We start from the raw sequence: 12,209 nt of genomic DNA on the forward strand, positions 1-12,209 counted from the left end.
GAGGCTGCAGATGCGTAAGGAATGGCTTGGCGTTGCACTGGCATCACTGGTTCTGGCGGCCTGTACCACGCCCGAACCTCAAAATACGGCGCCGCCGCAACCGGCTTACAATGGACCGGTGGTTGAGATTCCAGGCGTTGAGCCACGTTATGAGCCGATCAATCCGGGCACCAGCCAGGATTACAGCGTTAACGGTAAAAATTACCGCGTTATTAAAGATCCTTCGAACTACAGCGAAGTCGGCCTGGCTACCTGGTACGGTGAAGAGGCGCAGGGCAACCGCACCGCCACCGGCGAAGCTTACGATCCCGATGCGCTGACTGCTGCTCACCCTACTCTGCCGCTGCCGAGCTATGTGCGCGTGACCAATATCGCGAATGGCCGTCAGATTGTGGTGCGGGTTAACGATCGCGGCCCCTATACGCCAAGACGCATTATTGACCTGTCGCGGGCTGCCGGTGACCGCCTGAACATCTCCAACAATTCGCGTGTGCGGGTCGACTATATCAAGGTCGCACCAGACGGAACGCTCTCGGGTCCAGGCACCATCGGAACCGTGGTAGCAAAACAGAGCTACTCTCTGCCGGCCCGCCCGGATCTGAGTGGTGGCGCGGTGATGAACGGCGGCAGCGCAGCGCCATCTGAACCGCCTGCGCAGAATGTTGAGGCTATCAGCAACAGCACGCTGCAGAGCGGTGACAACATGGGTGCGCCGGTACAGAGCAGCGGCTTTCTTGGCGCTCCCCAGCCATTAGCGAACGGCGTGCTGGAAGGTAACGAACCGCCCGCCGCCGCACCTGCCAGTCCCGCACCGGCAGCCAGCACCGCAGCTCCCGTAGCCGCCGCGCCGGCAGCCAGCGGTGGCACCGCCAGCGGATATGTGGTGCAGGTCGGCGCGCTGAATGATCCGGCGCGTGCCCAGCAGATGATGAAAAGCCTGAGTCAGCGTTATGGCGTGCCCGGTAAGGTTGAAGACGCGGGCAACAATGTTTACCGCGTTCAGCTTGGCGGTTACGCCTCCCGCACCGAAGCGGCTGCGCTGCAACAGCGCCTGAGCAGTGAAGGCAAGACGGCTTCATTTATTACGAACACGCGTCGCTGAAGTGCTTATCAGACGGCTGTACGTTAAGCCTGCTAACAACCCAATCATCATGCGCGGTGCCAGATAATCTGGCATTGGGTATGATGAGTGACATTTTTAACCTCAAACTCACGGATGTTGTAGTCCTACACATGAACACGCTGAAATCATCTCGTTTGCTGAAACGCCTGACAGTGGGATCACTGATCGCTTTTTCTCTCAGCCATGCTGCTATTGCTGATGACGTCAACCTCAAGACCATGATTCCGGGCGTGCCGGACATTGATGCCGAAGCGTATGTCCTTATCGACTACAACTCAGGCAAAGTGCTGGCAGAGAAAAACGCCGATGCACGCCGCGATCCTGCCAGTCTGACCAAGATGATGACCAGTTATGTCATTGGTCAGGCCGTTAAAGCGGGCAAGATTCATCAGGACGATTTAGTCACCGTCGGCCCGGATGCCTGGGCGACCGGCAATCCGGTGTTCAAAGGCTCCTCACTGATGTTCCTGAAGCCAGGCGACCGCGTTCCGGTTTCTCAGCTGACTCGTGGGATAGTCCTGCAGTCTGGTAACGACGCCTGTGTTGCGATGGCTGACTATGTCGCCGGCAGCCAGGATGCATTTGTTAACCTGATGAATAACTACGTTAAAGCGATTGGCCTGCAGAATACCCACTTCGGGACCGTGCATGGTCTGGACGCTGAAGGTCAGTACAGCTCAGCGCGCGACATGGCGCTGATCGGCCAGGCGCTGATCCGCGACGTGCCGGAAGAGTATGCTGTTTATAAAGAGAAAGAGTTCACCTTCAACAATATTCGTCAGATGAACCGTAATGGTCTGCTGTGGGATACCAACCTGAACGTCGACGGGATCAAAACGGGTCATACTAACTCCGCTGGTTACAATCTGGTGGCGTCAGCGACCGAAGGCCAGATGCGCCTGATCTCCGCTGTGATGGGCGGTCATACCTATAAAGGCCGTGAAACCGAGAGCAAGAAACTGCTCACCTGGGGCTTCCGTTTCTTTGAAACTGTTGCGCCACTGAAAGCGGGCAAAGAGTTCGCTTCTGAGCCAGTCTGGTTTGGTGATAATGACCGTGTGCAACTGGGCGTGGAAAAAGATGCTTACCTGACCATTCCACGTGGCCGCATGAAAGATCTGAAAGCCAGCTATGTGCTGACCAACACAGAACTGCATGCTCCGCTGAAGAAAAACCAGGTCGTCGGCAGCATCAACTTCCAGCTGGATGGCAAAACTATCGAACAACGTCCACTGGTGGTGCTGAACGAAGTCTCTGAGGGTGGTTTCTTTGGCCGTATCGTTGATTACATCAAGCTGATGTTCCATCACTGGTTCGGTTAAGCGCAACGGGTGATTGAAAAATCACCCCTTCGCCCCCATTACACGATATTATGATGCTCCCGCTCAGGCGGGAGCCTGTTTTTTATGCACCGGAGTTAATATGAAAACCAAACTGAATGAGCTGCTCGAATTTCCTACCCCATTTACCTACAAAGTAATGGGTCTGGCGCAACCGGAGCTGGTTGATCAAGTGGTTGAAGTGGTGCAACGTCATGCGCCCGGCGACTACAGCCCTGAAGTTAAGCCGAGCAGCAAAGGCAACTATCACTCCGTAAACATCACTATCACCGCCACCCATATCGAACAGGTCGAACGCCTGTATGAAGAGCTGGGCAACATCGAAATTGTGCGGATGGTCCTGTAATTTACGCGTCGGCAAGGCGCCTTTGCCTGACGGTTTGCCGACATCATCCTTAGCGTTATTTCCTTTAGCGGGCCATCGTTTTGTCAGTTGAAACCCTCTTTGTCCGTCAGTCCGGTCTGTGCGACTGGCAATCTGTCTCCGACGCCATGCATCACTACACCGACCAGCGCGACGACCAGAGTCGTGACGAAATCTGGCTGGTCGAGCATCCGCCAGTCTTTACTCAGGGTCTGGCGGGAAAAGCGGAGCATCTGCTGATGCCGGGCGATATTCCTGTGGTGCAGAGCGATCGTGGCGGTCAGGTCACCTATCACGGTCCTGGACAACAGGTGATGTACGTCCTGATCGATGTGAAACGCCGTAAGCTCGGCGTTCGCCAGCTGGTGACCATTCTGGAAGAGACGGTGATCGCTACGCTGGCAGAGTTCGGCGTCAGCGCCCGCGCCCGCGCAGATGCACCTGGCGTCTATGTCGGGGAAGAGAAAATCTGCTCACTGGGATTGCGTATCCGTAAAGGTTGCTCGTTTCACGGTCTGGCGCTGAATGTGGCCATGGATTTGTCACCTTTCCTGCGCATTAATCCCTGTGGTTACGCCGGGATGAGCATGACCCAGTTGAAAAATTTCCAGCCAGAGGTGACGACGAAGCAGGTATGCCCTCTGCTGGTCAGCGCCTTTGCACGGCTGTCAGGTTATGAAAATGTTGAATGGTTATCAGACGATATCCCTGTTAAGCCTTAACGCAGAATGCGAATTTACAAATATGTAACGTATACGTGCTGACTGTGGCTGCTTCACAGGCGATGTGATGATATAATTTTTGCACTTTTTTCAAATAAAGTTGAAAGCCCTCTTCCCGGTTTGATTGGGAACGCTTTCAAATCGCAATCCGACCGGAACCTGCTGATTTATGAGTAAACCAATTCAGATGGAACGCGGCGTCAAATATCGTGACGCAGACAAAATGGCGCTGATCCCGGTGAAAACTGTGGCTGTTGAACGGCAGGAGATGTTGCGTAAGCCGGAATGGATGAAAATCAAGCTGCCAGCTGACTCCAGTCGTATTCAGGGCATTAAAGCCGCGATGCGTAAAAACGGACTGCACTCAGTCTGTGAAGAGGCGTCCTGCCCTAACCTCGCCGAATGCTTCAACCACGGCACCGCCACCTTTATGATACTTGGCGCAATCTGCACCCGTCGTTGTCCGTTCTGCGATGTGGCACATGGCCGTCCCAACGCGCCTGATGCTAATGAACCTGCAAAACTGGCGCAGACGATTGCCGATATGGGCCTTCGTTACGTCGTTATCACCTCGGTTGACCGCGATGATTTGCGTGATGGTGGTGCGCAGCACTTTGCCGACTGCATTAGTGCGATTCGTGAAAAAAACCCTACGATCAAAATTGAAACACTGGTGCCGGACTTCCGTGGCCGTATGGATCGCGCGCTGGAGATTCTCACCGCGACGCCACCAGATGTGTTTAACCACAATCTGGAAAACGTACCGCGTGTCTACCGCCAGGTGCGTCCGGGCGCTAACTACGAGTGGTCACTGAAATTGCTGGAGCGTTTCAAAGAAGCGCATCCGCATATTCCGACCAAATCGGGTCTGATGGTTGGCCTGGGTGAAACCAACGCCGAAATCGTTGAAGTGATGCGCGATCTCCGTCGCCATGGTGTCACCATGCTGACGCTGGGCCAGTATCTGCAGCCGAGCCGTCACCACCTGCCGGTTCAGCGCTACGTCAGCCCGGCTGAGTTCGATGAGATGAAAGAAGAAGCGATGGCGATGGGCTTCACCCATGCCGCGTGCGGTCCGTTTGTCCGCTCTTCCTATCATGCGGATATGCAGGCTAAAGGCGAAGAAGTGAAATAAGCACGAGAATGCGTCGTGAAGCCTGAAAAACAAAAAACCAGACTGGAAACAGCCTGGTTTTTTTATGGGTGTCTGAAATAAAAAGTAACAGTTATTTGCAGCAAATAACCGATTAATCTTTATGAACGACGCGCTCTGCCGGCACGTCTTCAGCCGTTGTTCGGGTTGCACTGGTATCTTCGTCTTTCATGGCTTTTTTAAAGCCTTTAATCGCGGAGCCCAGATCGCCGCCCAGTGAGCGCAACTTGTTGGTACCAAAAAGCAGTACGATAAGCGCACCGATAATCAGCAGCTTGGCAATACTGATACCTTCCATATTTAACCTTTCAACTTAATCGAATCACGGTGACTGTTATTTACGCGCAGTTTGCCTGTAGCGACAAGTGGAATCTGTAACAGAGTAAGATCTTAGATGAAGCGACTAAGAAACGCCTGGGTGCGCGGATGCTTTGGATTCGCAATCACCTCTTCAGGCGTGCCCTGCTCCACCACCACCCCACCATCCATAAAGACCACGCGGTCGGCGGCTTCACGCGCAAAGCTAATCTCATGAGTCACCACGATCATCGTTAATCCCTGGTCGGCCAGGGTGCGCATGGTCGCCAGGACTTCACCCACCAGTTCCGGATCGAGCGCGGAGGTCGGTTCATCAAACAGCATCAGCTGCGGCTTAATCGCCAGCGCCCGCGCAATGGCCACACGCTGCTGCTGCCCGCCCGACAGGTGCCGGGGCCAGGCGTCCGCTTTATCACTTAATCCCACCGTCGCCAGCAGCGATCGGGCATGGGCCATCGCCTCCTGACGCGGGAATTTATGCACACCGATGGGCGCTTCAATGATGTTCTGCAGTACGGTCATATGGGGGTAGAGATTGAACTGCTGAAATACCATGCCAATTTTCTGGCGCTGACGGGCAATCTGACGTGGCGACAAACGGTGCAGCACATGCCCTTTCAGCACATAGCCAATCTGCTCATCACCGACCCGAATCGATCCGGCGTTCATCTCTTCAAGATGATTGATGCAGCGCAGAAACGTGGATTTACCGGAACCGGAGGGCCCAAGAATCACAACCACCTCACCAGGATAAACATCCAGATCGATCCCTTTCAGAACCTGATTGTCACCATAATTCTTCTGCACGTTGCGGGCGCAGACCAGGGGTTCATGCTGACTCATTGTTCCTCCTGCTGGGGTTGCGCGTGAGCCACGACGGCGGCGCGTCTGGGGACGCTGGCCACCCGGCGGGTACCACGCGCGTAATAGCGCTCGATAGCGGACTGGCCCAGATTAAGGATCGAGGTGATCAGCAGATACCAGATCACCGCCACCATCAGCATCGGGATGATCTCGAAGGTACGGTTATAGATCGCCTGCACCGAGTAGAGTAGATCGCCCATTGCGATCACGCTGACCAGCGACGTCGCCTTGATCATGCTGATCAACTGGTTGCCGGTGGGCGGAATAATTGACCGCATCGCCTGCGGAATAATGATGCGTCGCAGCGCCCGCGACCGGCTCATGCCAAAGGCCTGGGTGGTCTCCACCTGACCGTTATCCACCGACAGCAGACCGGCGCGAATAATTTCCGCCATATAGGCTGCTTCATTCAGCGCCAGCCCGGCAATAGCGGCCGTCAGCGGCGTAATCAGATCGTTGGTATTCCAGCTGGCCAGCGTGATGTCGGTCCATGGCAGTGTCAGCGACAGCGCGGGAAACAGCGTGGAGAAGTTGTACCAGAAGATCAGCTGCACCAGCAGGGGCGTTCCCCGGAAGAACCAGATATAGAGCCCGGCAACACCGCGCAGCAGTCGATTCTCAGAGAGTCGCCACACGCCCAGCAGCAGGCCCAGCAACGTGCCGAGCACCATTGACACCACTGTCAGTCCCAGGGTGACCTGTAACCCTTTGAGTACAGATTCTTCGGTAAACCACTTAAGCACCACCTGCCATTCAAAGTTCGGATTGCTCGCCACCAGCCACAGCAGATTCGAGCCGATTACCAGCACCACAATCCAGCTGATCCAGCGGCCGTAAGTGGGCGCGCTACGGGCGAAGGCCACATCGCGCAACTGCGCCTCGCCACTATTATCGCGGTGCAGATGGCGAGACGGGCTCATTTGCTGGCCTCTTTCGCCAGATTCAGCCCAGGTGCTGTGGTCATGTTGCCCTCAAGCTGCCACTTTTTCATGATCGCCGCATAAGTCCCGTTTTAATAGAGCGCTTTGTAGGCATCAAGCACGACCTGACCCAGAGGAGAGCCTTTCGGCACCACCGTGCCCTGGAAAATATCACCAAAGCCGTTTTTCTGCCCTTTGCCCGCCAGCTCAAGTTGCCCCTTCGCCTGATTAACAAAGTAAGTCAGCGGAGCCTGTGATGAGAAGAACGCATCGGAGCGTTTAGAGCGTACGGCCAGAATTGATGAGGGCTGATCGGTAAAGGCCTGCACTGTTACCGCCGGTTTCCCGTCGGCCACACACCGGGCTGACTGCTTACGGATAACCTGTTCTGCAGAGCCCGCGGCCATGACGGCAATGCGCTTGCCGCAGGTGTCGTCCAGCTGAGTGATTCTGGCCGGATTGCCCCTCTGCACGCCGAACACCACAAACTCCTGCACAAAATCGATAAAATCCACTTTCTGCTGGCGGTCGGGATAATCACCAATCGGACCAATCGCCAGCTGATAACGACCCGCATTGATGCCGGTGAGTACGCCTGATAAACCACTCACCGTCGCATGCTCGATCTTCACACCCAGCAGCTGTGCCAGCGCAGTCGTTAACTCTGCCGAAGCCCCCTCCATTGAGTGCGGGCCATTCACAATTTCATAGGGCGGAAATGAGCCGTTATTCACTGAAATCATTTTGCCCGATTTTTTGATCTCATCCGGCAGCCTGTCATGCAAGGCCTGGTCAACTTTTTGCACCGGAATAGCGTCGGCAGCCTGCGCCAGGGATGCAGTCAGCCCCAGCGCCACGATTAAGGCGGTTGCTCTCTTCGTCATAATGGATTCCTGGTCAGCAGTTTAGTTGAGTTCAGGGCGGGCAAAGCGCCGGTTTTCCAGTACCGGTAGCACCCGACGGGCATAGGCGACGCGCTCAGGATCGAGATCGGCAAACAGCAGCGCGGGCGATTCGGCCGCATTCGCCACCGCCACGCCCAGCGGATCGACCACCAGACTATTGCCGATATTGCGCGGGCCACACTCCCCCACCGCCACCATATAGCAGGTGTTCTCCAGCGCGCGGGCGCGGGTCAGCAGTTCCCAGTGCATCTCTTTCAGCGGACCTTTAACCCAGGCGGCAGGCAGGACCAGGACGTCTGCACCATCCAGCACCAGACGACGCGCCAGCTCCGGGAAGCGCACGTCATAGCAGGTCATTAATCCGACTTTCATACCCGCGACTTCAACCAGCGGCGGAATGACGTGGCCCGGATTGACCCGCTGCGACTCCTGCATCGCAAAGGCATCGTACAGATGCAGTTTTTCATAGGCGGCGATGATCTCACCGTTGCGGATCGCCACCAGCACGTTGAGCGCTTTTTGCTCGCCAGTGGGAACATGTACGCTCATCATAGTGGTCAGCGCAGTGTGCTTGCTGGCGGTCAGCAACTGACGCAGAAAAGGGCCATCCAGTGGCTGCGCCGCCTTCAGCACTAAATCGGGGTCGGCTATATCACGTGCCAGCACCCCTTCCGGCAGTACCAGCAGATCGGCGCCACCCTCTGTTGCCCGCTGCATTAAGTCCAGACAGATACGGGCGTTCTCCTGCCATTCGCGGCTCACCGCAAATTGTCCCAGTGCCACTTTCATCATTTCTCTTCTCCCGCAGCGGCCGGAAACATTGCTTCCGGCGTCAGTAATTGATGCGTCAGCCCTTGCTCATAGAGCTCACGACCAAAGTCCGCAATCATCTTTCTGTTAGCGCTAAAACCATTCTGATTCCAGTCAGCGGGCAATTCCTGCGCAGTACGTCGCAAATCGTCCAGCAGCCACGGCGTGGTATCGGCATATTTCTCTCTCTTCTGCATCCACAGCTGATAAGAGCGATCGATGACCTCACTTAACGCCGCTGGCAGCCAGGGATGTTCCGCCGCCAGCGCCGGTTTAAGGGCCAGAATATGAATGCCCGGCACATAGCCGACTCGGTGGAAGTAGTCCCGCTCCGCCTGATAAAAATCGTTTTGCAGCTGCCGCAGTCCTGAATCAGGCAGGAAAAAACCCTCCGGCATAAACGGCGTGAAGATGGCATCCAGATCACCCGCCTGCAGCATCTCGATTAGTGGTCGCTCATCGGGAGCCGGTTCAATACGGCCCGGGCGACCAAATCCCGCCAGCCGATCGACAATCGGATGATCGGCCGTAAGACGCCCGGCATACCAGAACACATCATCGATTTCGACGCCCGCTTCACGCAGCACCGTGCGTGTCCAGGTATTGCCCGAATCCTGCCAGCCGGTGACGCCGATTCTCTTACCTTTCAGCTGTGCAGGCGTGGTGATGGGGCTGCTGGCGGAGGTGATAATGCAGCGCTGGCGGAAGCCACGCATCAGGAAGTGTGGCAGGCCAAGCAGTGTTTCATCTCCTCTGGCCCGGCCCTGAGCATAGCGGCTGAAGGAGACTTCGCCCGCGTCATACCCGGGGCTGGTCGCCAGATCATTCACCAGCGTGCCGACGCGGTCGATCTGCAGTTCAAAACCTTCTGGTTTGATATCGCCCAGCGCCAGCGGCGTGAAGTAGTCCCAGTCGCGTACCGCCAGTCTGATGAGTAGCCTTGCCATAATCTCTCCGTTTACGCTGCACCGTCGGGACGGGGCATAAATAGTGCTTGAATTTGATACTAGATCCGGAATACTTATCTGAACAATCATTAATTTGTTACTGAACAAAGTATTTTCTTATGACAGAGAGCGTCGACCTCAACTGGTTTTGCAGCCAGATAACATCACCTTCAGTGAAAGGCATTGCCCAGGTGGCCTCCGCGCTCATCCGGGACGGACAGATTGCGACAGGTATGCAGATGCCCGCAGTTCGGGACATCGCGGAACAGCTGGGCGTCAGTCCGGCAACCGTTTCTGCTGCCTGGGCGCAACTCAGAAAGCAGAAAGTACTGGCGGGCAAAGGGCGAAGTGGTGTCTGGGTCAGTGGCAACACGGTCATGCCGCGGCCGATTCGCTTTGAAAAGATTGGCAACTACGGCGAAAACATCCGCGCCGACCTGACTATGGCCGCGCCTGACCCTGCCCTGCTACCTGACCTGCAGCGCGCGCTACAGGCGGCTCTGCACTCACCGCAACTTAACAGCTACACCCGTGAAGCGATCTCGGCGCCGCTGCTTCAGGCGATAACGCCGCGCTGGCCCTATACGGCAGAGGCGTTTCTGGCAACAGATGGCGGCTTTGATGCGATGAACCTGCTGGTGCAAACCCTTGTCTCGCCGGGTGATCGCGTGATTATTGAAGACCCGACCGCAACCCGGCTGCTCGATATGCTGGATAACGTCGGCGCAGAGATTCTGCCACTGGCGTGTGATGAGCAAGGTCCGCGGCCTGATGTCTTGTCTGTGCTGCTGGCGCAGGCACCGGTGATGTTGATCTATCAGCCCCGCACCCACTCGGCCACCGGGAATAGCATCAGCCCGGCGCGACGTCAGGCGCTGGCGCAGGTTCTGCAACAAAGCAACACACTGATCGTTGAAGATGACGGGATTGGCGATCTCTCTGCGGAGGCGAGCTGGAGCCTGGGTTCGCACTTTCCTGAGCGAACACTGCACATCCGTTCCTTTTCCAAAGCCTACGGGCCTGATCTGCGGCTGGCTGTGCTCTCTGCCACCTCGGAGATGGTGAAGCGTATTCAGTCATGGCGAAATTTTGGTGTCAGCTGGACCAGTCGTATTCTGCAGGATGCGGTGGCGTGGCTGCTGGAGGATGAGGAAACGCAACAGCAGATTGCTTCCGCGCGCGCCATCTATCGGCAACGGCGTGAAGCGATGCTGGCATCGCTGGCCCAGCGCGGTCTGGATCTGCCACTTCGTGACGGGTTAAGTCTCTATATTCCGGTGGCTTCGGAGCAGTTTGCCATGATTACGCTGGCTGCCCGTGGTATTGCCGTGGTGCCTGGTGAGCGTTGCCGGCTCGGTCCTACCCAATTTATCCGCGTCAGTATCGCCAGCCTAAGGGATGAGCAGCGGGAAATGATTGCCGGGGCGCTGGTCATCGCCTCAGGACGGGAAGTTAACCCGCTTGCAGATCTTTAATGAGATAACAGGGTGATTCAGCATAGCCTTCGCGCGCGTAGAACTGATTCGCCTTGAGACGCGACTGGTGGCAATGGACTTCCATGCGATCGCAGCCACGACGTACCGCCAGCGTTTCGGCATGCTCAAGCAGCTGCTGGCCGACGCCTTTGCTGCGCTCTCCTTCTGCAATGCAGAAATAGCTGATGCGAGCGAAATCACCGGCCAGGGCCAGCTGAGGAATAAAATGCAGGGAAAGGAAACCCAGCACCTGACTGCCATGTTCAGCCACCAGCAGCGCTTCACTGGGATCGCTGCACAACTGTGCCAGACGCTGTTCAATAAAGCTTTCGGTGCCGCCGTAGCCTAGCTCACTCAGCAAGGCACTCAACGCAAAACTGTCTTTCAACGCTGCCTGACGTATGTTCATCCTGTCTCCTCTCTCACCGGGTTCTCTTGCACAGTTATATAGCGTCACACGCTAAAAAGCTGCATATCAGGTTGTTATAAATATGTTACGGGGATTTATTGTGAACCGCCGCGCAGTTTGTGCGGCAACAGGGACGATTAACGAGGTTACGATGAAAGGGATGAAGCGCAGATTACAACCATAAAAAAACCCGCCATAAGGCGGGTTTTTAGAATTCTGACTGTTAACTTACAGACTGATAACGTTAGCAGCAGATGGGCCTTTAGCGCCGTCGGTGATTTCAAACTCTACGCGCTGACCTTCAGCCAGAGTTTTGAAGCCGTTGCTCTGGATTGCAGAGAAATGTACGAATACATCTTTGCTGCCATCTTCAGGAGTAATGAAACCGAATCCTTTAGATTCATTAAACCACTTAACGTTACCTTTGATCTTAGACATCTATATTACCTTTACATGAAAAATGGACACTAAACTGTGTCGGGGTCTAGTACAGCAATTGCTGAAGGATTTGTCCAGCATGATTTGATGAAAAAGTGATAAATATCGACTTTCTGTGCATCCATCACACTTTCCTGCTTTTGGACTTGCGTAACTTACCTCAGCAGGTATCAGGCGCAGAGCGTACACCTGCAGCTAACCCGCTGGAAAGGCGAAACTTTTCAGGTTTAAATCGTTACGTCATTGACGTTAAAAAGAAAAATCTTACTAAGACGTATTCCTGTTCTTACTAACAATTCCGTCCTTGAAACGCCTTTTTTTTGCCGTGCGGTGGGCCGAAGATCTCTTCGCTAAGAGCCGGTTTTTCTACTGCCGTGGCCAGGCCTCATCTGTCTGATGCTTTAATAACCGGAGAAGCGTC

General features: G+C 55.3%; 13 protein-coding genes and 1 pseudogene. 6 read left to right on the top strand and 8 right to left on the bottom strand.

Going from position 1 to position 12,209, the window contains the following annotated elements; genetic code table 11:
- Nucleotides 1-10: 10 nt before the first annotated feature.
- The 5 genes from rlpA (at nucleotide 11) to lipA (ending at nucleotide 4,684) form a co-directional block, all read left to right on the top strand.
- On the top strand, nucleotides 11-1,102 hold the full coding sequence (gene rlpA, locus ACR8BF_RS13880; RefSeq protein ID WP_434745136.1) for an endolytic peptidoglycan transglycosylase RlpA: 1,092 nt from the start codon (nucleotides 11-13) through the stop codon (nucleotides 1,100-1,102).
- A 131-nt stretch (nucleotides 1,103-1,233) separates the two neighbouring features.
- Nucleotides 1,234-2,445 carry a D-alanyl-D-alanine carboxypeptidase DacA gene (gene dacA, locus ACR8BF_RS13885; RefSeq protein ID WP_090963598.1) on the top strand — a complete coding sequence of 404 codons (1,212 nt, stop codon included), beginning with the start codon at nucleotides 1,234-1,236 and terminating at the stop codon, nucleotides 2,443-2,445.
- 100 nt (nucleotides 2,446-2,545) lie between these two features.
- Nucleotides 2,546-2,809: a DUF493 family protein YbeD gene (gene ybeD / locus ACR8BF_RS13890; RefSeq protein ID WP_003854030.1), complete on the top strand. Its 264-nt coding sequence runs from the start codon at nucleotides 2,546-2,548 to the stop codon at nucleotides 2,807-2,809.
- 80 nt (nucleotides 2,810-2,889) lie between these two features.
- Nucleotides 2,890-3,549: a lipoyl(octanoyl) transferase LipB gene (gene lipB / locus ACR8BF_RS13895; protein ID WP_434745137.1), complete on the top strand. Its 660-nt coding sequence runs from the start codon at nucleotides 2,890-2,892 to the stop codon at nucleotides 3,547-3,549.
- A 169-nt stretch (nucleotides 3,550-3,718) separates the two neighbouring features.
- On the top strand, nucleotides 3,719-4,684 hold the full coding sequence (gene lipA / locus ACR8BF_RS13900; protein ID WP_010258979.1) for a lipoyl synthase: 966 nt from the start codon (nucleotides 3,719-3,721) through the stop codon (nucleotides 4,682-4,684).
- Between the two features lie 112 nt (nucleotides 4,685-4,796).
- On the opposite strand, the gene tatE is transcribed toward lipA, so the two are convergent.
- The 6 genes and pseudogenes from tatE to ACR8BF_RS13930 form a co-directional block, all read right to left on the bottom strand.
- Nucleotides 4,797-5,000 (bottom strand): twin-arginine translocase subunit TatE, encoded by a 204-nt coding sequence (tatE, locus tag ACR8BF_RS13905; RefSeq protein ID WP_003854033.1) that lies wholly within the window; start codon nucleotides 4,998-5,000, stop codon nucleotides 4,797-4,799.
- Between the two features lie 92 nt (nucleotides 5,001-5,092).
- Nucleotides 5,093-5,863, bottom strand: coding sequence for an amino acid ABC transporter ATP-binding protein (locus ACR8BF_RS13910; RefSeq protein ID WP_292990022.1), 771 nt, complete (start codon nucleotides 5,861-5,863; stop codon nucleotides 5,093-5,095).
- Nucleotides 5,860-6,804, bottom strand: a complete 945-nt coding sequence (locus ACR8BF_RS13915; RefSeq protein ID WP_434745138.1) for an amino acid ABC transporter permease — start codon at nucleotides 6,802-6,804, stop codon at nucleotides 5,860-5,862. The genes ACR8BF_RS13910 and ACR8BF_RS13915 overlap by 4 nt, the downstream gene beginning before the upstream one ends.
- Nucleotides 6,801-7,688: pseudogene (locus ACR8BF_RS13920) on the bottom strand (ABC transporter substrate-binding protein). Before ACR8BF_RS13920 ends, ACR8BF_RS13915 begins: the two are co-directional and overlap by 4 nt.
- Nucleotides 7,689-7,709: 21 nt before the next feature.
- Nucleotides 7,710-8,498 carry a deaminated glutathione amidase gene (locus tag ACR8BF_RS13925; RefSeq protein WP_179897135.1) on the bottom strand — a complete coding sequence of 263 codons (789 nt, stop codon included), beginning with the start codon at nucleotides 8,496-8,498 and terminating at the stop codon, nucleotides 7,710-7,712.
- The gene (locus ACR8BF_RS13930; RefSeq protein WP_434745139.1) at nucleotides 8,498-9,466 is read right to left on the bottom strand and encodes an ABC transporter substrate-binding protein; all 969 of its coding nucleotides are present in this window, start codon (nucleotides 9,464-9,466) and stop codon (nucleotides 8,498-8,500) included. Before ACR8BF_RS13930 ends, ACR8BF_RS13925 begins: the two co-directional genes overlap by 1 nt.
- Before the next feature lie 119 nt (nucleotides 9,467-9,585).
- On the opposite strand from ACR8BF_RS13930, the gene ACR8BF_RS13935 reads away from it, so the two are divergent.
- Nucleotides 9,586-10,941 (top strand): PLP-dependent aminotransferase family protein, encoded by a 1,356-nt coding sequence (locus tag ACR8BF_RS13935; RefSeq protein WP_292990010.1) that lies wholly within the window; start codon nucleotides 9,586-9,588, stop codon nucleotides 10,939-10,941.
- On the opposite strand, the gene ACR8BF_RS13940 is transcribed toward ACR8BF_RS13935, so the two are convergent.
- Nucleotides 10,919-11,350 carry a GNAT family N-acetyltransferase gene (locus ACR8BF_RS13940; RefSeq protein ID WP_179896575.1) on the bottom strand — a complete coding sequence of 144 codons (432 nt, stop codon included), beginning with the start codon at nucleotides 11,348-11,350 and terminating at the stop codon, nucleotides 10,919-10,921. The two genes, ACR8BF_RS13935 and ACR8BF_RS13940, sit on opposite strands and share 23 nt — an antisense overlap.
- Nucleotides 11,351-11,578: 228 nt before the next feature.
- On the bottom strand, nucleotides 11,579-11,788 hold the full coding sequence (gene cspE, locus ACR8BF_RS13945; protein WP_006118399.1) for a transcription antiterminator/RNA stability regulator CspE: 210 nt from the start codon (nucleotides 11,786-11,788) through the stop codon (nucleotides 11,579-11,581).
- Nucleotides 11,789-12,209: the final 421 nt, after the last annotated feature.

This window comes from Candidatus Pantoea rara, assembly GCF_051136265.1.
Taxonomy (GTDB): domain Bacteria; phylum Pseudomonadota; class Gammaproteobacteria; order Enterobacterales; family Enterobacteriaceae; genus Pantoea; species Pantoea rara.

Bases quoted from the DNA above. Each gene is read 5' to 3' on its own strand.
- lipA (WP_010258979.1), top strand. From the start codon at position 3,719: ATGAGTAAACCAATTCAGATGGAACGCGGCGTCAAATATCGTGACGCA.
- ACR8BF_RS13910 (WP_292990022.1), bottom strand. From the start codon at position 5,863: ATGAGTCAGCATGAACCCCTGGTCTGCGCCCGCAACGTGCAGAAGAAT.
- dacA (WP_090963598.1), top strand. From the start codon at position 1,234: ATGAACACGCTGAAATCATCTCGTTTGCTGAAACGCCTGACAGTGGGA.
- ACR8BF_RS13940 (WP_179896575.1), bottom strand. From the start codon at position 11,350: ATGAACATACGTCAGGCAGCGTTGAAAGACAGTTTTGCGTTGAGTGCC.
- tatE (WP_003854033.1), bottom strand. From the start codon at position 5,000: ATGGAAGGTATCAGTATTGCCAAGCTGCTGATTATCGGTGCGCTTATC.
- ACR8BF_RS13915 (WP_434745138.1), bottom strand. From the start codon at position 6,804: ATGAGCCCGTCTCGCCATCTGCACCGCGATAATAGTGGCGAGGCGCAG.
- ybeD (WP_003854030.1), top strand. From the start codon at position 2,546: ATGAAAACCAAACTGAATGAGCTGCTCGAATTTCCTACCCCATTTACC.
- ACR8BF_RS13930 (WP_434745139.1), bottom strand. From the start codon at position 9,466: ATGGCAAGGCTACTCATCAGACTGGCGGTACGCGACTGGGACTACTTC.
- cspE (WP_006118399.1), bottom strand. From the start codon at position 11,788: ATGTCTAAGATCAAAGGTAACGTTAAGTGGTTTAATGAATCTAAAGGA.
- rlpA (WP_434745136.1), top strand. From the start codon at position 11: ATGCGTAAGGAATGGCTTGGCGTTGCACTGGCATCACTGGTTCTGGCG.
- ACR8BF_RS13935 (WP_292990010.1), top strand. From the start codon at position 9,586: ATGACAGAGAGCGTCGACCTCAACTGGTTTTGCAGCCAGATAACATCA.
- ACR8BF_RS13925 (WP_179897135.1), bottom strand. From the start codon at position 8,498: ATGAAAGTGGCACTGGGACAATTTGCGGTGAGCCGCGAATGGCAGGAG.